The organism is Actinoplanes sp. NPDC049265 (genome assembly GCF_043197135.1).
GTDB lineage: Bacteria > Actinomycetota > Actinomycetes > Mycobacteriales > Micromonosporaceae > Actinoplanes.
Map to the genome: position 1 here is coordinate 47,140 of NZ_JBICSP010000023.1, position 19,765 is coordinate 66,904.

Genomic DNA, 19,765 nt, shown 5'->3' on the forward strand with positions numbered 1-19,765 from the left:
CGATGACGGCTGACGCGAACGCCCCGATCCTGGTCGGCGTGGATGGTTCGGAGGCGAGCCTGCAGGCGGTGGAGTGGGCCGCCGGCGAGGCCGCCCTGCGCCGCCGGCCGTTGCGGATCGTGCACGCGTTCGGCTGGCCGACCGTCGTCGCGGATCAGCCCTTCGGCACCCCGGCGGACGCCCTGCCGGTGTTCCGGGCCCGGGGCCCGGGCGCTGCTGGCCGACGCGGAACGCGTCGCCGGCAAGGCCGCCCCCGACCTGGAGGTTGTGCCGGACCTGGCCGCCGGGTCCGCGGCAGCGGTGCTGCGGGAGCAGAGCCGCGGCGCCTCCATGGTGGTGCTCGGCGGCCGGGGCGCCGGCGGGTTCGCCGGCCTGCTGGCCGGCTCGGTCGCCCTCCAGGTCGCCGAGCACGCCGCCGCACCGGTCGTGGTGGTCCGTGGCCGGGGCCCGGAGAGCGGACCGGTGGTCGCCGGGGTCGACGCGTCACCGCTGGCCGGCCAGGCCCTCGACTTCGCTCTGCGGGAGGCCTCGCTGCGCGGTGCCGAGCTGGTGGCCGTCCACGCCTGGACCAACCTGGCCGGCGCCGGGTTCGACGACACCCTGCCGGCCCGCGAGGAGTCCTGGGCCGTGGCCGACCGGGCCGAGCGGATGCTGGCCGAGGCCCTGGCCGGCGCGGCCGGACGATACCCCGACGTGAAGATCAACATGGTCACCCGATCACGGTCGGCGTGCCGATGGGCGGCGATCGTGGCACCCGGATCCAGCGGGTGACCGAGCAGGTGCGCCGCCGCCATCCCGGGCCCGGCGTCCGGCCGCCGGTCGCCCTTTTCGGCGGCTTGTTCCGGGCGGCCGCGGCGCTGGGCTTCTACCGCTGGTACATGAGCCGGCAGCACCGCGTGCACACGGTGGTGAGCTACGTCGCCGGGCCGGTGGAGACGATGCGGCTGGGCGGCCGCGCGGTGCGATCGATCATCCCGGTCGGAGTGAGCGAGACCGGCAACATCACCGTGGCCTTCCAGGCGTTCTCGTACCGCGACACGGTGATCGTCTCGGCGGTGGCCGATCCGGACGCGTGCCCCGAGCTCGACGACCTGATGCGCGTGCTGCGCGACGAGCTGGCCGCGACGGAGGCGATGTCCCGGGCCGAATTGAGAGGTGGCCGGGCGGTCGCCGGTGCGGGAGGCTGGAGTCCGGTTGCCACCGACCCACAAGGAACGGAGCACTCATGACGATCATCGGCGTGATCCGCGAGACCGCACCCGGCGAGAGGCGCGTGGCGCTGGTGCCCCCGGATGTCGGCCGGCTCAAGGGCGGCGGGTTCGAGGTGCTCGTCGAGACGCGGGCCGGCGCAGGGGCCTGGCACGACGACGAGGCGTACACCGCCGCCGGGGCCCGGGTGGCCAGTCGCGCCGAGGTGTACGCCGCGAGCGACGTCGTGGTGTGCCTGCGCCCGCCGGACGATCTGGAAGCGCTGCGCAATGGACAGACGCTGGTGGGATTGCTGGCGCCGCTCGACGACCCGCGCGTGCCCGAACGGCTGGCCGCGGCCGGGGTCACGGCGATCAGCCTCGACCTGCTGCCCCGCACGCTCAGCCGGGCCCAGGCGATGGACGCGCTCACTTCGCAGGCCAACGTCGCCGGGTACAAGGCCGCGCTGGTCGCCGCGGACGCGTACGGCGGCTTCCTGCCGATGCTGGTCACCGCGGCCGGGACCACCCGCCCGGCCCGGGTGCTGGTGCTGGGGGCGGGGATCGCCGGGTTGCAGGCGATCGCGACGGCACGGCGGCTGGGCGCGGTGGTGACCGGGTACGACGTGCGCGAGGCGGCTCGCGAGGACATCGCGTCCACCGGGGCGAGCGTGCTGCGGCTGGACGCTCCGGCTGCGACCGGCGAGGGCGGGTACGCGCGCAGCCTCACCGACGAGGAGGCCGAGCAGCAGCGGCGGGCGCTGGACACGGCCGTGGCCGGATTCGATGTCGTGATCACGGCGGCGCAGGTCCCCGGTGGACGGTCGCCGCTGCTGGTCACCGAGGACGCGCTCGAGCGGCTGCGACCGGGCGCGGTGGTGGTCGATCTGGGCGGCAACGTCGCCGGCTCGGAGCCCGGCCGTACGGTGCTGACGTCCCGCGGCGTGACCGTGATCGGGGCACCCGACCTGGCCGCACAGGTCCCGGAAGCGGCGTCCACGGCGTACTCCAGAAATGTCTGCGCCGTTCTCGCCGCCCTAATCCCGCTCGATCCGGACGACGAGCTGCACGCCGCCATGCTCGTCACGCATCAGGGCCGGATCACGCATCCGCGGGTCGCGGCCGCCATCACCGAGGAGGTCACGTCGTGAGCGTGCTGCTGATGGCCGACATCACCGTGTTCGTGCTGAGCGTGCTGGTCGGCTTCGAGGTGATCAGCAAGGTGCCGGCGACCCTGCACACCCCGCTGATGTCCGGCGCCAACGCCATCCACGGCATCGTGTTGATCGGGGTGATGCTGCTCGCCGCCACCGCGACGACCTTGATCGGGTACGTGGTGGTCTTCGTCGCGGCGGCCTTCGCGGCGATGAACGTGACCGGCGGCTACGTGGTCACCGACCGCATGCTGACCATGTTCCGCACCGGGCGGGAGGTGCGGTCGTGAGCGGCTTCGACACCACCGTGCACCTGCTCTACCTGGCCTGTGCGACCTGCTTCGTGATCGGGCTGCATCTGATGAACACGCCCCGGACGGCGCGGCGCGGCAACCAGGTCTCGGCGCTCGGGATGGCCGTGGCCGTGCTGGTCACCGTCGTCGTGCTGGTCCAGGGCGGCCGGATCGCGGCCGGGGCGGTCGTCGCGCTGGCCGCGGGCGCGGCCGCCGGTGGCGTGGCCGGTCTGATCACCGCCCGGCGGGTCCAGATGACGGCCATGCCGCAGTTGGTCAGCCTGTTCAACGCGGTCGGCGGTGGCGCGGCGGCGCTGATCGCGCTGGGCGACGCCATGGCCCACTCCACGACCTCCGGTCTGCCGCTGCAGACCACGATCACCACCGTGCTCGACCTGATCATCGGCGCCGTGACGCTGAGCGGGTCGCTGGTCGCGTCGGGCAAGCTGGCCGGGCTGATCCCCGGCCGTCCCCTCGTGCCTCCCGGCGGCCGGTGGATCACGCTGCTCCTAGGCCTGGCGGCGATCGTGCTGTCCGGTCTCTACCTCACCGGCCACGGAGGCGTCGTCGCGCTGGCCGGGATCGCGGTCGCCGCCCTCGCCGTCGGCGTGCTGTTCACGCTGCCGATCGGCGGCGCCGACATGCCGGTGGTGATCTCGCTGCTCAACGCCTGCACCGGCACCGCGGTCGCGATGGCCGGGTTCATCCTGGGCAGCAGTCCGCTGATCATCGCCGGGGCTCTGGTCGGCGCGGCCGGCGCGATCCTCACCCAGCTCATGGCCACGGCGATGAACCGCTCGATCGGCGCGATCCTGGCCGGCGGCTACGGCACCGGGGACGAGGCCGCCGCCGTCGGGGGCGCACCGGCCGGCGCGACGGTGCGGGAGATCACCGCCGAGGACGCGGCGCTGCAGTTGGCGTACGCGCACAAGGTCGTGATCGTCCCCGGCTACGGACTGGCCGCGGCCCAGGCCCAGCACGAGGTGGTCGCCCTGGCCCGCGCTCTGGGCGACCGCGGGGTCGAGGTGAGCTACGGTATCCACCCGGTGGCCGGACGCATGCCCGGCCACATGAACGTGCTGCTGGCCGAGGCCGACGCCCCCTACGAGCAGCTCAAGGATCTCGAGGAGATCAACCCCGAGTTCCCCGCTACCGACATCGTGCTGGTCGTGGGGGCCAACGACGTCACCAACCCGGCCGCCCGCCGCCCCGGCAACCCCGTCTCGGGCATGCCCATCCTCGACGTCGACAAGGCCCGCAGCGTCATCGTGATCAAGCGGTCGCTGGGCCACGGCTACGCCGGCATCGACAACGAGCTGTACGGCCTGCCGGGAACCTCGATGCTGTTCGCTGACGCCAAGAAGGGCCTCGGCGCGCTGCTGGCCGGCCTCCGCGAGTACGCCACCTAGCAGCCGCGCCCGTTTCGTCGGCTTAAAACGTAATTGCTGGAGGACATGTAAAGGTTCACTCCTCCCCGGACACAGTGGAAGAGTCCACCGCGGCAGGTGGCATCTTGGCGGAGGCGAGGTCCAAGATGACCGCACATGACGCGTCGAAGCCCGACGATCCGGTGAGTGGCCTGAGCTTCGCCCACGCGGCCCGGCTGCAGTTCGACGACATCCTGGAGAACCTGGTCACCACCGCCCGGCAGGTGCAGGCCAGCCAGGGCGGCTGCGGAACTATCTGGCCGTCGCGCGGGCCGACGATCTGGACGACGTCCTCGACGTCCCGGCCGGCCCGTGACCGCCCGGCCGCTCAGCCTCAGCTCATACCGTGCGGAGCAGGGTCCTGTAGAGGCGAATGCCCAGCCTGTACGGCCCCTGGTCAGTCTCTGCCGGGCAGCATCAGGTCTCGCGCATCCCCGAACGCGAAGCCGTGCGAACGGTTCGGCCGGCGGTCGTCGACATCCCAGCCGAGCTCGTCGACGACCGTGACCACACCGGCGACCTTGGCGGCGAACTCCACCGCCAGATGGGCCAGCGTGCTGGTGTCGGTCTTGCCGCCGAGCGTGACCGTGCCCCGGTCCACCGTCACCGTGACGGTCGCCGGGTCGATCCACAGCGTTCGCATCAGCACGTCGTCGATGACGTCGTCGCGGATGTCGCTGTCCGGGCGAACGTGCATGCATCACGTACGGCGTGGGCGTGCCATTGCGGCAGATGCGCTATCCGCAGGGGGCCCGCGCCCGAACCGCCACGATCTGACACCGACGCCGGTCACGTCGCGATGAGCAGCCCCAGGTGACCGTCGTACCGCCGGTAGAGCACCCGGCCGTGGCCACTGGCCGGGTCGAGGAAGAAAAGGAACGGCCAGGCGGGCTCGGCGTTCAGCGTTCGCACCGCCTCGGCCACCCGGATCGGCACGGCGAGGCGGCTCGACGCTGTCACCGGCGACGTCGCGGCGCCGGCGACGGAACGGATCAGATGGAGACCGGTGACGCCGCCGTGGCACAACACCGCCGGGGACAGCGTGGTGTCCTCGAGGAACAGGTGGAAGGGGTAGTCGCGCAGCTCCATGATGCAGGCCGCGGCACCGACGTGATGGATGACCGCCGGACAGGTCTTGGTCCGGATCAGTGTGGCCGGCAGCGCTGGGCGCGCCACCAGGCCCACCGGCGCGGCGAGAAACGGGACCCGCCATCGATGGAGCACCGGGGAGACCTCACCGGCGGCTTCCGCCCGCAGGTGCCGGTCCAGTCGGCGCATCCGGCGGCGGAGACCGTCCACGGTGCGGTGGACGGCGTCCTCGATGGTGGAGGCGGCCGCCTGCGACCGTACCAGCCGGCCTCCGAGCTTGGCGTTGACCTGCACGACGACGAGAGGGGGCCGCGCGCCGCCCGAGTGGACGGTGAGCCGCAGCACCGGCCCATCGACCGGCCGCTCGATCTCCTCGACGGCCCGGGCGACGGCTCGCCGTGCGGCATCCGCGTCGCGCGGCATGATCAGACCGCTCGCGCGAACGTCGATCAAGGTCCGCTCGGGGACCGCTCCTGAATGTGGTGACCTGCGTAAATCGCTCTCCTGCACAGCACGACTCGACCATTGCGCCGGCGGGCCGAGACAGGGCCGAAGGTCCCTTGTGCGATGCGGTGATCCGCTGAGGATCGACAGCGGGCGGGTGAGGTCGATCGGCCCTGCCGCCGCGCCGGAGAACCCGGTCAGTGTGGAGCTGAGCGAACTGTCGGACCGGCACGGGAGGTGCGAGATGTCCGACGTACAGGCTGAGCGAGGCGATCTCCTGGGACAACGCGGAGCTCCTCGGCGATCCACTCGGCGATCTCCGCGGTGCCGCCGCCGGTGCTGCCGTAGGCGACCAGAACTCTCACCACTCCTCCCCTTCCCTCTCGATCAGCCGACGAGGAACACCGGGCAGTGTGCCCGCTGGACCAGTGACCGGCTCACCGAGCCCAGCAGAACCTCGGGAAGGTGCCTCGGGCCGTGCCGGCCGGCGACGACCGCCGCCGCGGCCGACGATCTGGTCACCGCGACGGTCGCCGAGGCGGCGTGCACCCGGTCGGTCAGCCGTTGCAGAAGGTCCGCACCGGCGTTCCTGGCCTCGCCGGCCGCACCGGCGGCAGGCTGGGCGTGCACGATACGCAGGTTCCAGCCTCGTAGCTCGGCCTCGATCGCGGCGTGATCGACGGCCGTGCCGCTGGCCGGTGAGTCGTCCACGCCCACGACGACCAGGCCTGTCTTCGTCACGGTGGCGGCCTTCGCGGCCGGCGGCCGAGGGCCCGGCTTCTCCGGGCGCTGCCCGGCCGTGGCCAGATAGCGGTAGAGGGCCTCGTTGTACCGGGTTTTGTGGTCGCTGCTGAGGTTAGTCATGGCCGGCTCCCGGGTCAGGCCACTGCCCGGGCGGCGTGTTGCTCGTAGAACTCCCGGAACGCGTCATAGGCCCGCGCGCCGTAGACGGTGGCCGGGCCGCCGTTCATCAGGAAGGTGACGCCGATGGCCTCGGCCGCTTCGGCCGGGGTGGCGCCCTGCAGGAGGGCCGCGTGGGCGTGCGCGGCGACGCAGCCGTCACATTCCTTGCTGACCGCGATCGCCAACGCGATCAGCTCCTTGGTCCGGGCGTCCAGCTCACCGGGGGCCAGCGCGGCGTCATGCAGCTCCCGGTATCCCTCGTAGACGTGCGGGATGGCCTGGCGCAACGCTCGGGTCGGTCCTCGAAGTGCGTCGCGTACTTCTCTGCCGTGGCTCATGGCACCCGGTCCTCTCTCACGGTGCGCAGTCGGCACACCTCCATGCTGGACACCGTCCCGGCGCCGCGCCACAGGCCATGGTCCCGGCCTCAGCAGGCCTGTTGTCCCTGGTGGCCGGCCTCGCGCAGGGCCAGGCTGGAAGCGCGCGAGGTGATGACGATGAGTGATGCGCCGGTGATGCGGGTGTTGGTGGGGTACGACGGCTCGGTGCCGGCGGGCGCCGCGATCGAGGCCGGGGCCCGATTGCTGCCCGGCGCCCATGCCCGGGTGGCCCACGTGTGGACCCCGCCGTACGCCAGCGAACAGTTGCGGCGACGGTTGTGGCGCGGGGCGGGCTGCGTCGACGAGTTCGTCGCGGCCGTCGAGCGGGAGGGCCGGTGCGAGGCCGACCGGATCGCCGCCACCGGGGTGACCCTGGCGCGGGCGGCGGGCTGGCCGGCGGAGCCCTTCGTGGCCCGGGGGTTCGGCGGCGAGGGGTTCCAGCTGACCGAGATGGCCCGGGCCGCCGGTACGGATCTGATGGTGCTGGGAGCCCGTGGTCTCAGCGGCGCGACGGCCGTGCTCGGCAGCGTGTCGGACATGGCCGTGCACTACGCGACGCAGCCGGTGCTGGTGGCGCCGTACCCGCTGCTCGCGACCGAGTACCGCGAACTGGCCGAGGGCCCGGCCCTGGTGGGCTGGGACGGCTCGCCGGGCGCGGAAGCCGCGCTCCGAGCGGTGATCCGGCTCCTGCCACGGCATCGGCCCATCCTGGCCGCGGTCGACGTGGACGAGAAGCCGCCGCCGGAGTTCGCCGAGGCGCCAGCCGTGCTGCGATTGTCCACGCGTCACGATCATTCACCCGCCGCGATCGCGGAGGTCCTGAGCACGGCCGCTCACGACCAGGAGGCCGCGCTGGTGGTGGTCGGTTCCCGCGGTCGCGCCGCCGTGCGGGAGATCCTGCTGGGCAGCGTGGCGATGGCCACGCTGCATCGCGCCCACCGGCTCGTCCTGGTCGTCCCGCATCCGTCGCCCGGCGAGCAATGATCCGGCCGGCGGCGGACCCGTTCGCCCGGGACGACGGGACCTTCGGCCCGATGGCGCGGCCCGGAGCCGCTGCGAGAGTCGGAGGAGATGTCGTCCACCGCACGCTGGGAGGAGCCCGAGATGACGTTGATGATCGCCGGCCTGAAGGCCGTGGAGGTGCTCGACTCGCGGGGCCGCCCCACCCTGGCCGTGTCGCTGCGGTTGCGCGACGGCCGCACCGTGCGCGCCGGAGTGCCGTCCGGAGCGTCCACCGGCAGCCGTGAAGCGGTCGAGTTGCGCGACGGTGACCCGCAACGCTACGGAGGCAAGGGGGTGCTGACCGCGGCGGCCCACGTCAACGGCGAGATCGCCGAGCTGCTGGTCGGACGTCAGCTCGCCGACCTGACCGCCGTCGACCTGGCGATGATCAAGGCCGACGGGACGGCGACGAAGGCGCGGCTCGGCGCCAACGCGATCGTGGGGGTGTCAATGGCCGCCGCCCGGGCGTTCGCGCTGCTCGCCGACGTGCCCTTGTGGCGCTTCCTCAGCCCGGCGGGCACCACGCCCCGGCTTCCGGCGCCTCACTTCAACGTCGTCAACGGAGGTGTCCACGCGCCCAACCGCTTGGACTTCCAGGAGTTCATGATCGCCCCGCTGGGCGCGCCGACGCTCGCCGAGGCGGTCCGGGCCGGGGCCGAGGTCTACGCCGCGCTGCGCCGGCGGCTGGCCGACAAGGGCTTTGCCACCGGCCTGGGCGACGAGGGCGGCTTTGCGCCGGAAATCGAGGCACCCGAGGACGTGCTGCTCACCCTCGTCGACGCCATCACCGACGCCGGATACTCCCCCGGCCGCGACGGCATCGCGATCGCTCTTGATCCGGCCGCGAGCGAGTTCTACCACGACGGCCGCTACCACGTCGCCGGCGAGAGCCTCAGCAGCGACGACATGATCGCCCGGTACGAGGCCATGGTGGACCGGTTCCCGGTGTGGAGCATCGAGGACGGGCTGGCCGAGGACGACTGGGACGGCTGGATCCGGCTCACCGAGCGGCTCGGACCGCGGACCCAGCTGGTCGGCGACGACCTGCTGGTCACCAACCCGGCCATCGTCGCCGAGGGCATCGCCCGCCGCGCCGCCAACGCCGCGCTGATCAAGCTGAACCAGGTCGGCACCGTCACCGAGACGCTGGAGACCATGCGGCTGTGCCGAGACACCGGCTGGGCGCAAATGGTCTCTCACCGCTCGGGGGAGACCGAGGACACCTTCATCGCCGACCTCGCCACCGGCACCGGCTGCGGACAGCTCAAGACCGGCGCGCCGGCCCGCGGCGAGCGGGTCGCCAAGTACAACCGGCTCATCGAGATCGAGGCGGCCAAGCACCTGCCCTACGGGGTGCTCTGACCGTAAAACGCAGCACCCGCCGGCCATGCACCGGCGGGCGCTGTCCTGCTACGCGGTGAAGCCACCGTCGGCCGCCACCACGGCGCCGTTGACGTTGCTCGCCTCGTCGCTCGCGAGCCAGGAGATGACGGCGGCGATCTGGTCGGGCTGGGCCGGTGGGGCGCTCGAGGCGACGTTCACCACCGCACCGCCGCCACCCGAGCGCATCCCGGGCAGCGTGGCCTGGCACAGGCGCATGGCCGCGGTCGCTGAATGTCCATCGCCTTCTCCTCATGTCCTTACTGCGCGGTGTATCCGCCGCCGGTGACCAGGTATGAGCCGGTAATGTTGGAGGCCCGGTCGGAAACCAGGAAGGCGACCAGCTCGGCGACCTCCTCGGCCCGGCCCATCCGGCCCACCGGGTGCAGGGCGCTGACCCCGGAGATGACTTCCTGGTCGGCGTCGGCCAGCAGCGGCGTGTCGATGAAGCCGGGGCCGATGCTGTTGACGCGGACGCCCTGCCGGGCGTACTCGATGGCCGCGGTCCTGGTCATGCCGACCACGCCGTGCTTGGCCGCGACGTAGGCGACCGCCTGCGGGAAGCCGACCGAGCCGAGGATCGAGGCCATGTTGACGATGACGCCGCCGCCGGTGGCCAGCATGGCTTGGATCTCGGCCCGCAGGCAGTAGAAGACGCCGGTGAGATTGACACCGATGACCTGCGCCCAGCCGTCGATCGGATAGTCGCCGGTCAGAGCCTGCGGTCCGCCGATCCCGGCGTTGTTGACCGCGATGTCCAGGCGGCCGAAGCGTCCGAGCGTGTGACGGACCATCTCCCCGCAGCTAGACAGGAAGGAGACGTCCACGGCGTAGGCCATGGCGTCCTCGCCGATGGCCTTGGCGACCCGCTCCGCCGCGGAGTCGTCCCGGTCGGCCACGACGACCTTGGCGCCGCGGCGGGCGAGCAGCAGGGCCGTCGCCTCGCCGATGCCGGATCCGGCCCCGGTCACGATCGCCACCTTGCCGGCGAGCTCCTGGTCCATCATGGTGCTCTCCTTCCGCGGGTCAGCGGATGACCGCGATCGTCCCGGTCGCGTGGTGCAGCAGATGCCGGGTGACCGAGCCGAGCCGCCGGTCGCGGAAGCCCCCGCGACCGCGGGCGCCCACCACGGTCAGCCGCGCCTGACGCGCCTCGGCGGCCAGCACCTGGTAGGGATGCCCGGGCACCGAACGGACCTCCACCGGCACGGCCGGGAACTCGGCCCGCCAGGGCGCGAGCAGGTTCTTGGCCCACACCAGCTCGGCGGTCGCGGTCTCCTCCCGGTCCGGGAAGCGGTTGCCGATCCACGGGTCGGCCGGCGGCATCCAGGCGTGCACCGCGCGGAGGGCCACCCCTCGGATGGTTGCGTGCCAGAATGCGAACCGCGCCGCCTCCTCGGCCTGGGCGCTCTCGTCCAGGCCGAGCACCACCGGGCGGTCGCCCGGATCGGGATCGCGGACGATCACCACCGAGCAGAAGGCGTGGGCCGCCACCGAGGCGGCGACCGAGCCGAGCACCTGCTCGGCGATCAAGTGGTCGCTGTGCCCGCCGACCACGATCAGGTCGGCGTCCTCCGAGCAGTCACGCAGCACCGCCGCCGCCGATCCCTCGCCGACGATCTCGGCGACGGGAACAGCCGGGTGATCGGCGCGGGCCTTCTCGGCGGCGGCCGAGAGCAGCGCCCGCGCGGCCTCCCGGCTCGGCACGTCGGGCCACGCCACCGTGCCCGGAACGATGTAGACGGCCGGCATGTAGGCCGGGAACGCCAGCGCGTACACCAGGTCCACGGTGGCCCCTCGGTGGGCGGCCTCCTCCATGGCCCAGCCGAGCGCCCGGTCAGCCGGCGTGCTCGCGTCGTACCCCACCACGATCCTGTTCCCCGCCATCAATCCCACCTCCAGGGCTCAGGCCTGCGCCGCAGCCGGCGACGTCTGTGCACGTGCACGGATCCCGCGCAGCATCTTGCGTTCCATGACCAGGCTGCCCGGCTCCATGATCAGCCGGTCGGCCAGCCGGCGACCCAGCGAGGCGCCCGTCTCGGCGATCCGGTTACGGCTGATCAGCCGGGTGCCGTCGCCCTGCGGAAGCAACGTGAACGACCACACCACTGACCGTCCTCGGACCGGAAGACCAGGGCGCGAGCCGGATCACAGATCTCCGCCCGCATGCCCGGCCCGTCCCGGCCCATCGGGAGCACATCGCCCACGTCACCGGCGGCGAAGGCCGATCGTCGCATCATCTGACTCCCCCTCACCTCCGACGCTAGGAACCGCCGGTCGCGCGGGGCAGGGCCGGTGAGCCCCCGCGCGACCGGCCGTTCGGCCCTGCCGTGCACCACCCGGCGCGCCCCACGGTGAGGGGAGAGCGGAGGAGGAGCCATGCGGATCGGGGAGATCGTCGTCGGTACCGACGGCACGCCACCGGGTGGCGCCGCGGTGGAGTGGGCAGCCCGGGAGGCGGCGCACCAGCGAGCAGGGGTGCGGGTAGTGCACGCCTACGACGGAGACTGGAGGTCGGCCCGGTTCGACACGACCTGCGCATTCGCCGACGAGGACAAGCACCTGGCCGAAGCGGTGGTGAACGACGCCGAGCGCAGCGTTCACGCGATCAGCCCGGCCGTGCAGGTGCTCACCGAAGCGGTGCCCGGCGACCCGACGGTGTCCCTGCTGGACGCCGCCGAACACGCCGACCTGGTGGTCATCGGCAGCCGCGGCCGGACCGGCCTGGCCGGGCTGGCGTCCGGCAAGGTCGGCCGGCACCTGATCGCTCAGGCGCCCTGCCCGGTGGTCGTGGTGCACGGCCGCGGCGACGGAGGCACCGGCCCGGTCGTGGCCGGCGTCGACATGACCGACACCGCGGAGCACGTGCTGGAGACCGCCTTCGCCGCCGCTGCCGACCGCGGCGCAAAACTGGTCGTGGCCCACACCTACCTGCCGGTCGCGCCGTTGTGGGGCATCGACCTGCCGTCGTCGGCGGTGGCCGGACCGGACGAGGACGCCGTCGAGCACGCGCACGTCGAGGACCTGGTGGCCCGCTGGCACGGCAAGTACCCGCGGGTGCCGGTGCGGATCCTGGTCCGGACCGGCGCCACGGCGGCGGTGCTGGCCGGCCTCTCCCGCGACGCCCGGCTGATCGTGGTGGGCCACCGTGGGCACGGCGTCGTCGCGGGCGCGCTGCTCGGCTCGACCGGCACCTACCTGATGCACCACGCCGAATGCCCGGTCTGGATCGCCCGGGTCCCAGCTCGGGACCAACGGCCCTGACGGTCCCGGCCCCGTCCGGCGCACGCTGGAAACAGACGTTGCGAGGTGATCCCCATGACGACGCACAGCGGCGCACCGGTGGTCGTCGGAATCGACGGATCGGCCCGGGCGCTCGAGGCGACCCGGCTGGCCGCGGCGGAGGCGGCCCTCCATCACCGTCCTCTCCGCATCGTCCACGTCATGCAGTGGCCACGCCTGTTCGGCGACGGACGATCCGACCCGCCCGACTCGCTGAAGAGTCAGGCGCACGTGTGGCTGCACGACGCGGCGCTGCACGCCGCCGAGGAGGCGCCCGGGATCCCGTTGGTCAAGGAAACCCTCGTCGGACCGCCGGCGGCCAAGCTGATCGGCGCGACGGCGAGCGCGTTCCTGCTCGTGATCGGCGATCGGGGCATGGGCGGGTTCACCGGGCTATCGACCGGGTCGATGGCAGTCCAGGTGGCGATGCACGGCGCGGCGCCGGTGCTCGTGGTCCGGGGCACGCCTGCGGTGGACGGTCCGGTCGTGGTCGGCGTCGACGGATCCGCCTCGGCGGCGCGGGCGCTGACCTTCGCCGCCCAGGAGGCCTCGCTGCGCGGGACCGAGCTGGTGGCCCTGCACGCCTGGACGATGCCCGCGCTGGTGGGACCGCCGGCCATGATGCCGCTGGCCTACGACCCACCGGCGATCGCCCTGGAGGAGCAGCGCGTGCTGGCCGAGGCGCTGGCCGGCATCGGGGAGAAACATCCCGATCTGACGGTACGGCGTGAGCTGCCGCCTGGGCCACCGGCGCGGGCGCTGATCGACGCCGCGCGACACGCTCAGCTGGTCGTCGTCGGCAGCCGCGGCCGCGGCGGGTTCGCCGGCATGTTGCTCGGCTCGGTGAGCCAGCACCTGCTGCACCACGCGACGTGCCCGGTGGTCGTGGTCGAGAGCGGCCGGTCATGACCAGCTTCGGCCCGGCCGCGGTGCGCGAGACGCACGCCGCGCTGGTGGTCTTCGTGGGCGACCGGGCCTACAAGCTCAAGAAACCGGTGGACCTCGGCTTCCTGGACTTCCGCAGCCGCGCCGAGCGGGAACGCGTGTGTCATCGGGAGGTCGAGCTCAACCGTCGTCTCGCCCCGGACGTCTACCTCGGGTGGCCGACGTGATCGGCCCCGACGATCAGCCGTGCGACCACCTCGTGGTGATGCGCCGGATGCCCGACGAGCGCCGCGGCGCCGGTCGCCGTGGTCCACGATCCGGCCGCCTGACCGGACGACACGACGAAGCCCGGGACCCTGGGTCCGGCCAGCAGCACGTCGGCGACCGGCCGGCGCGGTGTGGCGGCGGGACGGCCGTAGCCGAGCCGCAGCACGATCTGCGCCCAGCGTCCCGCGTCCTGATCGGTGAGCAACCGGCGGATCACCGGTATCTCGACCGGCTGGCTGATCGGCGTGGTGGCCAGATTCAGCCAGGTCGCGGTGAGCAGCACCCGCTGCAGCGCCTGCCCGGCGGTCACCCAGTCCGCCGGTGCGTCGTCCACGGTGGACAGGACCGCGATCGTGGGGTGGGGCTCGAAGGTCTCGCTGGCCCGGCGCATCTGAGGTTGCAGCAGGCCGAAGTCGCGGATCGGCAGGGATTCCAGGGCATCCCAGGGCCCGACGGCGGAGCTCGGCACCCCGTCGACCCGGCGCCGGCCCGGAAGCGTCCACCGCGCCAGCTTGGCCCGATATCCGCCGCGGGCCCGGAGCCGGCTGTCGGCGACCTCGGACAGACCGATGATCGCGTTCCGGCTCACCGAGCTGGCCCCCTCGAACCGCGCGCCCTCCCGGCGAGCAGCGTCACGCAGGTGCTCGAAGGCGTCCTCGGGTACCGCCGACCGGGCGAAAGGCCACCGGTTCGTGTGCCGGTGGGCCACGGCGGCGGCCAGGGCCTCGACCGGCGGAGTCGGAACTTCTTCCGGCCCCAGCTCGAACGTGGTCACGAAATCCCGGTCGCGCGGATCGGGGAACATCCGGACCTCGGGCCGGCGTCCGGCGGCGCGAATCGCGAGCCGCAACGTGAACAGCGCCGCGCCGACGCTGATGAGCATCTCCCGCCCGGTCGGGTCGAAGCAGTTCGAGCAGGCGGCGCCGGTCGGCGTGCACCTCCACCCGATCGGGCCCGATCCGGAACAGCCACGGCTGACTGTTGTGCAGTGACGGCGCCATCATGGCGGTGGCCATGCAGTCCCGGAGACGCATCCTCGCCGCCTCCTCCCTGCTCTTTCCCCCCAGCCCATCGCACTGACGACGCGCTGAGTACCGGCCGGAAGTCCCCTCCCGGCGGGACTTGCCGCCCTGCCCACGGGCTCTCCGGCGCGTGACGATCCGGACAGGACCCTGAGGGAGGACGTCATGAGCATCAGGAAGATCGTGGTCGGCACCGACGGTGCCGAGCCGGGTAAGGCCGCCGCGCGGTGGGCCGCCCTGGAGGCGCAGCGGCGCGGAGCCGTGCTGCGCATCGTGCACGCGTTCGACTGGGAATGGGCCCAGTCGAGGTACGACTACAGCGGTGAGCTGCTGAACGTCGCGCAGAAGACCGCCGAGGCGATCACCGCGAACGCCCACGACGCCGCGGCCGCCGCGGCCCCGGGCATCGTCATCGAGACCGACACCCTGCTCGGCCGGACGGTGCCCCGGCTGCTCGGCCTGGCCGAGGACGTGCAGCTGATGGTCCTGGGCAATCGGGGCCGGGGCGGCTTCGCCAGCTTGCTCCTGGGCTCGGTGAGCCAGCACGTCGCCACCCACGCCGGCTGCCCGGTGGTGGTGGTCCGCGGCCGGCCGGGCATCGACGACGGACCGATCAGCGCCGGTGTCGACGACTCCCCCGCCGCCCACGCCGTGCTGGAGACGGCCTTCGAGGCCGCCGCCACCCGGGGCGCCGAGCTGAAACTGATCCGGACCTACCTGCCGCCGGTGCCGCTGTGGATGTACGGCGCCATGCCGGCCACCGAGGTGGCGACGCCGGAGTTCGACGCCGACGAGAAGGAGCGCCTGGCGGAGCTAGTGGCCCCCTGGATCGCCAAGTACCCGGCCGTGCGGGTCGAGACGCTGCTGTCGCACGACAGCGCCGCGGCCGTGCTGACCGGCGTCTCCCACGGCTCGCAGCTGGTCGTCGTCGGCAGCCACGGCCACGGAGCGATCAGCGGTTCGGTGCTCGGCTCGACCGGTCTGCAGCTGCTGCACCACGCGGACTGCCCGGTCTACATCGCCCGATGAGCCGCACGACGGCGGGCCGGCGTTCCCGCCGGCCCGCCGCATGCGTTTCCGGTCAGACCTCCGGCCGGTCGGCGGTCGTCGCGGTCAGGCCGCCGTGCGGATGCCGCCACCCGGGCGGGACCAGCATCACCGGGCACGGCGGCTGACGGGTCAGCGAGTGGTCGAGGTGACCGTAGAGCAGTTCGGCGACCCGGCCGGTGCCACCCATCCCGGCCACCAGCAACTGACAGCGGCGCCCGGCGCGCTGCACCGTGTAGGCGATGTCGGTGGCGGAGACGACGACCGGCTCGACCGGGACGTCCGGATGCGTGGCCAGGGCGGGTACGAGCGCTGCGGTCAGACGGTCCTCGGCCGCCCGCAGGTCGGCCGGCGGAATCCGTGAGGTGGCCGCGGCGCGCTCGTCCGGAGGCCGCCAGGCGTGCACGGCAATCAGGCGTACGCCGCGCAGCGCCGCCTCCTCGACGGCGACCGGCGAGGTGACGCCCGGACGCCCGGACACCGCGACCCCGACCGGACCGTTCCCAGGCGCCGCGCCGCGATGCACCAGCAGCGGACAGCTGCTGTGGTGGGCCAGGTAGGCCGCGGTCGAACCCCAGCTCGGCCGGGTGAGCACCCCGTCTCGGTGCCCGACGACCAGCAACCGCGCGGCGGCCGATCGTTCGGTGACCGAACCGAAGGCGCTACCCTGCGCGAGATCGGTGTCCACCCACAGGTCGGGGGCCAGATGGACGGCCCGGCGGGCGGCCAGATCGAGCAGCCGCCGGCCGTCGTCCGGACCGTAGGCGGGGCCACGGGCGCGGAAGGGTCCGGCGTACTGGCCGGGCCAGACATGCATGATGAGCAGCGGCGCACGGTGCCGCACGGCCTCCGCGACGCCGAGATCGACGACGGCCAAGCCGTTGCGCGACCCGTCGACAGCGACCAGCACGGGAAGCCGTTCCTCCACCGTCACCACATCGTGCATAACTGGACCTTAAAATCTCGGCTGAGAAGCGCGTCACGGCCTGAGGACCGGTGCGCGCGGGACTTTGGTCCGTTCTTCCCGGCAGGGCCCGGCGAGAGCCTGCTGCCGGCGTACGGCCGCCAGCCGCCCGCCGAGCACCTCCACGCACCGGATCAGGAACTCGGCGCGCACCGACGCATACTGCGGGAGCAGCCGCCGGAACCCACGCGGACACTGGATCTGCTCGCCGAAGGAGGCCGGCCGCGGCGCGCTCGCCGGCGCCCTCCTCGGCTCGGTCGGTCTGGAACTCATCCACCACGCCGACGTCCCGGTCGTCATCGCCCGGGAACGAGGCGAACGATGACTTCCGTCGACGCGCTCACCGCGGACGGTGGCATCGTCACCATCCGCCCAGCACGAGCTGCTCGGCATCGCTCGCGAGCACGGCATCCGGCTGGTCGGCCCGAACTGCCTCGGCGTCATCACCACCGATCCGCGGGTCTGGCTCAACGCGAGCTTCGCCCCGGCCGCGCCGACGCCGGGCAGCCTGGCGATCGCCTCGCAGTCCGGCGCCGTGGCGATCGCCCTGCTGGACAGCGCACGCCGCACCGGATGCGGGATCTCCTCGTTCGTCTCGCTCGGCAACAAGGCCGACATCAGCGGCAACGATCTCATCGCCTACTGGTACGACGACCCGCGTACGCACGCGGTCGCGCTCTACCTCGAGTCGTTCGGCAACCCGCGCAAGTTCGCCCGCACGGTACGCGCGCTGGGTCGCCGCAAGCCGGTCCTCGCGCCCAAGAGCGGCCGGTCCACCGCCGGGCAGCGCGCCGGCGCCTCGCACACGGCCGCCGCGGCCGCGCCGTCGGCCACCATGGACGCCCTGTTCGCGCAGGCCGGGGTGATTCGCGTCGACGGTCTGGGCGAGCTGCTGGACGCCGCCCCATGGTCACCGACCAGCCGGTGCCGACCGGCCACCGGGTCGCCGTCCTCGGCAACGCCGGTGGCCTCAACGTGCTCGCCGCCGACGGGGCCGAGGCGCACGGCCTGGTCGTACCCACCCTGAGCGGTGAGCTGCGCGATCGCCTGCGCCGGCTCGTCCCCGGAGCGGCCAGCGCCGACAACCCGCTCGACCTCGGCGCCGGCGCGACCCCCGCCGCCTTCGCCACCACCGCCGAGGCCATCGCCGGCAGCGGCGAGGTGGATGCCCTCGTGCTGATCATCATCGGCACGAAGGCCAACGCGCCCGACGAGATCCTCGACGCGCTGGCCGGCGCGGTCGACGCCGACCCCGGTCTGCCCGTCGCGGCGGTCGTCATCGGCGGCGGCGACCGGCCGACGCTCGGCAACCGGGCGGTGCCGGTCTATCCGATGCCTGAGCGGGCGGTGACAGCACTCGGTCACGCCGCGGCCTACGGCGCCTGGCGCCGGGCGCCGCTGGGACGGCGCCCCGATCTCGGCGGCATCGACGCCGCCCGGGCCCGGTCGGTCGTCCAGGCAGTCCGACCGGGCTGGCAGTCCTACGAAGGAGCCGCGGCGATCCTGTCGGCATACGGCATCCCCTTGACCACGACGGTCACCGCTTACGATGCGACCGCCGCCGTCATCGCGGCCGAGACGGCCGGCTACCCGGTGGTTCTCAAGTCGGCCGACCCCGACCTGGTGCACAAGACCGACACCGGCGGCGTGGCCCTCGGGCTCACCGACGCCGACGCCGTGCGAGCGGCGTTCGACCGGGTCGCCGCGGCCGGTCGCCCAGCCGCCGGAGTGCTGGTGCAGCACCAGGTCAAAGCACCGATCGAGCTGGTCGCCGGCCTGGTCCACGACCCGGTGTTCGGGTCCGTCGTGATGGTCGGCCTGGGCGGCGTGCACACCGACGTGCTCGGCGACCGGGCTCTGCGCCTGGTCCCGCTGACCGATCTGGACGCCGGCCGGATGTGGCGTGACCTGCGCTCCGCGCCGCTGCTCCGCGGCCATCGGGGCGATCCGCCGGTGGACACCGCCGCCGTGGAGGACCTGCTGCTGCGGCTTGGGCGACTGGCCGAGGATCTGCCCGAGGTCGCCGAGCTCGACCTCAACCCGGTGCTGGCCGGCCCGGACGGCGTGGTCGCGGTGGATGCCAAGCTGCGGCTGGCGCCGGTCGGCGCCGAACCCGACCCGGTGCTGCGCCGGCTGGCCGCGCGGGACGCGTGAGCGGTGGTCGTGCCGAATCAGCGGAGGCCCGGACGCGGACGGCCGCCGGCCCGCCCGCGCGGGTGCCGGTCGCCCACAGCGGCGATGCCGAAGAGGCCGCCGGCCGTCAGAACAGGGAGGGCGATCGCCGCCCCGGTGCCGCCGGTGCCGGCGGTCGCCAGCCCGACAATCAGCAACAGCGGGCCGGCCACGACCGGCCGTGGGACACCGAGAAAGCCCAGGGCGATGGCGACGCCGAGAGCGCTCATCAGTCCGGCCTGCCCGGCTTCGACCGGGGCGACGCCGGGAAGGTCGCCGATCACGACCAGAGCGGCCGTGAGGATCGTGAGCACGACCAGCAGGGCGGCGGCGGGCCCGGGGCGGCTCGTGGCGTAGGCGGCCAGCGCGGCCGTCGCCGCGCACCAGGACAAGGCCACGGCCACCCCGGCCGACCCGCCCGGGTCGATCAGAACGTCCCCGTTGACGTAGGCGGCGCCCACGAGGGCGACGAACACCATCAGCGCGAACGCCGAGACGGTGACGATCCGTGGCCACGCCGGCATGCCCAGCACCTCCCCGCGGCGGAGAGCCGGACGCGCTACGCCCGCGCGCGCGGGGAGCGCAACGTGGACAGGCGTCGCTCGTACTCCTCGGCGTCGATCTCACCGCGGGCGAACCGCTCGGCCAGCAACCGCTCCGCCGACGACTCGAGCGTCGTCCCGGACGGCTCGCGTGGCGGCCGGCGCAGCTGCGTGCCGATCAGCGCCGCGGCGGCCAGCAGAGCCGCCAGCACGACGGCGAGGATGGGAATCCAGCCGATGCCCATGCCGTGCCCGTAATACATCATTGTCTTCCCCTTCCACGCTTCCGCCCCTCATCGTCGGCCCCGGCCGTGGCCGGCGCACG

26 protein-coding genes and 1 pseudogene are annotated in these 19,765 nt (G+C 73.2%); 14 read left to right on the forward strand and 13 right to left on the reverse strand.

Annotated elements, in window-relative coordinates:
• Positions 1 to 2: 2 nt before the first annotated feature.
• The 6 genes and pseudogenes from ACGFIO_RS37345 to ACGFIO_RS37370 all read left to right on the forward strand — a co-directional run.
• Positions 3 to 125: pseudogene (locus ACGFIO_RS37345) on the forward strand (universal stress protein); the annotation flags it as partial.
• A gap of 91 nt (positions 126 to 216) precedes the next feature.
• Positions 217 to 771, forward strand: a complete 555-nt coding sequence (locus ACGFIO_RS37350; protein ID WP_392834425.1) for a universal stress protein — start codon at positions 217 to 219, stop codon at positions 769 to 771.
• Entirely contained in the window at positions 735 to 1,229 is a 495-nt protein-coding gene (locus ACGFIO_RS37355; RefSeq protein ID WP_392834427.1) for a WS/DGAT domain-containing protein, read from the forward strand. The genes ACGFIO_RS37350 and ACGFIO_RS37355 overlap by 37 nt, the downstream gene beginning before the upstream one ends.
• A complete protein-coding gene (locus tag ACGFIO_RS37360) occupies positions 1,226 to 2,338 on the forward strand; it encodes an NAD(P) transhydrogenase subunit alpha (RefSeq protein ID WP_392834231.1) in 1,113 nt (370 codons plus the stop codon). Before ACGFIO_RS37355 ends, ACGFIO_RS37360 begins: the two co-directional genes overlap by 4 nt.
• An 11-nt stretch (positions 2,339 to 2,349) precedes the next feature.
• Complete coding sequence (locus ACGFIO_RS37365) at positions 2,350 to 2,631, forward strand: NAD(P) transhydrogenase subunit alpha (protein WP_392834429.1); 282 nt, start codon at positions 2,350 to 2,352, stop codon at positions 2,629 to 2,631.
• The gene (locus tag ACGFIO_RS37370) at positions 2,628 to 4,043 is read left to right on the forward strand and encodes an NAD(P)(+) transhydrogenase (Re/Si-specific) subunit beta (protein WP_392834232.1); all 1,416 of its coding nucleotides are present in this window, start codon (positions 2,628 to 2,630) and stop codon (positions 4,041 to 4,043) included. Before ACGFIO_RS37365 ends, ACGFIO_RS37370 begins: the two co-directional genes overlap by 4 nt.
• A gap of 415 nt (positions 4,044 to 4,458) precedes the next feature.
• Here the strand turns inward: ACGFIO_RS37370 and ACGFIO_RS37375 are convergent, their stop codons facing one another.
• From ACGFIO_RS37375 to ACGFIO_RS37390, 4 genes are all read right to left on the reverse strand, one after another.
• The gene (locus ACGFIO_RS37375) at positions 4,459 to 4,758 is read right to left on the reverse strand and encodes a BON domain-containing protein (protein ID WP_392834234.1); all 300 of its coding nucleotides are present in this window, start codon (positions 4,756 to 4,758) and stop codon (positions 4,459 to 4,461) included.
• A gap of 92 nt (positions 4,759 to 4,850) precedes the next feature.
• The gene (locus ACGFIO_RS37380; RefSeq protein WP_392834235.1) at positions 4,851 to 5,573 is read right to left on the reverse strand and encodes a hypothetical protein; all 723 of its coding nucleotides are present in this window, start codon (positions 5,571 to 5,573) and stop codon (positions 4,851 to 4,853) included.
• A gap of 408 nt (positions 5,574 to 5,981) precedes the next feature.
• The gene (locus tag ACGFIO_RS37385; RefSeq protein ID WP_392834237.1) at positions 5,982 to 6,458 is read right to left on the reverse strand and encodes a universal stress protein; all 477 of its coding nucleotides are present in this window, start codon (positions 6,456 to 6,458) and stop codon (positions 5,982 to 5,984) included.
• A gap of 14 nt (positions 6,459 to 6,472) precedes the next feature.
• Positions 6,473 to 6,835, reverse strand: coding sequence for a carboxymuconolactone decarboxylase family protein (locus tag ACGFIO_RS37390; RefSeq protein WP_392834239.1), 363 nt, complete (start codon positions 6,833 to 6,835; stop codon positions 6,473 to 6,475).
• Positions 6,836 to 6,994: 159 nt separating this feature from the next.
• Between ACGFIO_RS37390 and ACGFIO_RS37395 the strand changes: the two genes are divergently transcribed.
• Together ACGFIO_RS37395 and eno are read left to right on the forward strand one after the other, a co-directional pair.
• Complete coding sequence (locus ACGFIO_RS37395) at positions 6,995 to 7,861, forward strand: universal stress protein (protein ID WP_392834241.1); 867 nt, start codon at positions 6,995 to 6,997, stop codon at positions 7,859 to 7,861.
• A gap of 120 nt (positions 7,862 to 7,981) precedes the next feature.
• Positions 7,982 to 9,241: a phosphopyruvate hydratase gene (eno, locus tag ACGFIO_RS37400; protein WP_392834243.1), complete on the forward strand. Its 1,260-nt coding sequence runs from the start codon at positions 7,982 to 7,984 to the stop codon at positions 9,239 to 9,241.
• A 48-nt stretch (positions 9,242 to 9,289) separates the two neighbouring features.
• On the opposite strand, the gene ACGFIO_RS37405 is transcribed toward eno, so the two are convergent.
• Genes ACGFIO_RS37405 through ACGFIO_RS37420 form a run of 4 tightly spaced genes read right to left on the reverse strand, consistent with a single transcriptional unit; the run spans position 9,290 to position 11,368 of the window.
• Positions 9,290 to 9,478: an SDR family oxidoreductase gene (locus ACGFIO_RS37405; protein ID WP_392834245.1), complete on the reverse strand. Its 189-nt coding sequence runs from the start codon at positions 9,476 to 9,478 to the stop codon at positions 9,290 to 9,292.
• A gap of 41 nt (positions 9,479 to 9,519) precedes the next feature.
• Positions 9,520 to 10,266: an SDR family NAD(P)-dependent oxidoreductase gene (locus tag ACGFIO_RS37410; RefSeq protein WP_392834248.1), complete on the reverse strand. Its 747-nt coding sequence runs from the start codon at positions 10,264 to 10,266 to the stop codon at positions 9,520 to 9,522.
• 19 nt (positions 10,267 to 10,285) lie between these two features.
• Complete coding sequence (locus ACGFIO_RS37415) at positions 10,286 to 11,146, reverse strand: universal stress protein (RefSeq protein ID WP_392834250.1); 861 nt, start codon at positions 11,144 to 11,146, stop codon at positions 10,286 to 10,288.
• Positions 11,147 to 11,164: 18 nt separating this feature from the next.
• Complete coding sequence (locus ACGFIO_RS37420; RefSeq protein ID WP_392834251.1) at positions 11,165 to 11,368, reverse strand: hypothetical protein; 204 nt, start codon at positions 11,366 to 11,368, stop codon at positions 11,165 to 11,167.
• A gap of 270 nt (positions 11,369 to 11,638) precedes the next feature.
• Here ACGFIO_RS37420 and ACGFIO_RS37425 point away from each other — a divergent pair, with 270 nt between their 5' ends.
• From ACGFIO_RS37425 to ACGFIO_RS37435, 3 genes are read left to right on the forward strand one after another with little or no spacing between them, the layout of a single operon-like run.
• Positions 11,639 to 12,523, forward strand: a complete 885-nt coding sequence (locus ACGFIO_RS37425) for a universal stress protein (RefSeq protein ID WP_392834253.1) — start codon at positions 11,639 to 11,641, stop codon at positions 12,521 to 12,523.
• Between the two features lie 54 nt (positions 12,524 to 12,577).
• Positions 12,578 to 13,450: a universal stress protein gene (locus ACGFIO_RS37430; protein WP_392834254.1), complete on the forward strand. Its 873-nt coding sequence runs from the start codon at positions 12,578 to 12,580 to the stop codon at positions 13,448 to 13,450.
• Positions 13,447 to 13,653 (forward strand): hypothetical protein, encoded by a 207-nt coding sequence (locus ACGFIO_RS37435; protein ID WP_392834256.1) that lies wholly within the window; start codon positions 13,447 to 13,449, stop codon positions 13,651 to 13,653. The genes ACGFIO_RS37430 and ACGFIO_RS37435 overlap by 4 nt, the downstream gene beginning before the upstream one ends.
• On the opposite strand, the gene ACGFIO_RS37440 is transcribed toward ACGFIO_RS37435, so the two are convergent.
• Complete coding sequence (locus ACGFIO_RS37440; protein ID WP_392834259.1) at positions 13,632 to 14,576, reverse strand: Acg family FMN-binding oxidoreductase; 945 nt, start codon at positions 14,574 to 14,576, stop codon at positions 13,632 to 13,634. The genes ACGFIO_RS37435 and ACGFIO_RS37440 overlap by 22 nt on opposite strands.
• A gap of 304 nt (positions 14,577 to 14,880) precedes the next feature.
• On the opposite strand from ACGFIO_RS37440, the gene ACGFIO_RS37445 reads away from it, so the two are divergent.
• Entirely contained in the window at positions 14,881 to 15,744 is an 864-nt protein-coding gene (locus ACGFIO_RS37445; RefSeq protein ID WP_392834261.1) for a universal stress protein, read from the forward strand.
• Positions 15,745 to 15,796: 52 nt separating this feature from the next.
• Here the strand turns inward: ACGFIO_RS37445 and ACGFIO_RS37450 are convergent, their stop codons facing one another.
• Both ACGFIO_RS37450 and ACGFIO_RS37455 read right to left on the reverse strand, forming a co-directional pair.
• On the reverse strand, positions 15,797 to 16,708 hold the full coding sequence (locus ACGFIO_RS37450) for a universal stress protein (protein WP_392834262.1): 912 nt from the start codon (positions 16,706 to 16,708) through the stop codon (positions 15,797 to 15,799).
• Between the two features lie 33 nt (positions 16,709 to 16,741).
• On the reverse strand, positions 16,742 to 16,999 hold the full coding sequence (locus ACGFIO_RS37455) for a hypothetical protein (protein ID WP_392834263.1): 258 nt from the start codon (positions 16,997 to 16,999) through the stop codon (positions 16,742 to 16,744).
• Positions 17,000 to 17,078: 79 nt separating this feature from the next.
• Between ACGFIO_RS37455 and ACGFIO_RS37460 the strand changes: the two genes are divergently transcribed.
• Entirely contained in the window at positions 17,079 to 17,753 is a 675-nt protein-coding gene (locus ACGFIO_RS37460) for a hypothetical protein (protein WP_392834265.1), read from the forward strand.
• Positions 17,702 to 18,880 (forward strand): acetate--CoA ligase family protein, encoded by a 1,179-nt coding sequence (locus ACGFIO_RS37465; protein WP_392834431.1) that lies wholly within the window; start codon positions 17,702 to 17,704, stop codon positions 18,878 to 18,880. The genes ACGFIO_RS37460 and ACGFIO_RS37465 overlap by 52 nt, the downstream gene beginning before the upstream one ends.
• 17 nt (positions 18,881 to 18,897) lie before the next feature.
• Here the strand turns inward: ACGFIO_RS37465 and ACGFIO_RS37470 are convergent, their stop codons facing one another.
• A complete protein-coding gene (locus ACGFIO_RS37470) occupies positions 18,898 to 19,422 on the reverse strand; it encodes a hypothetical protein (RefSeq protein WP_392834266.1) in 525 nt (174 codons plus the stop codon).
• Positions 19,423 to 19,457: 35 nt separating this feature from the next.
• Positions 19,458 to 19,706, reverse strand: a complete 249-nt coding sequence (locus ACGFIO_RS37475; RefSeq protein WP_392834268.1) for an SHOCT domain-containing protein — start codon at positions 19,704 to 19,706, stop codon at positions 19,458 to 19,460.
• Positions 19,707 to 19,765: the final 59 nt, after the last annotated feature.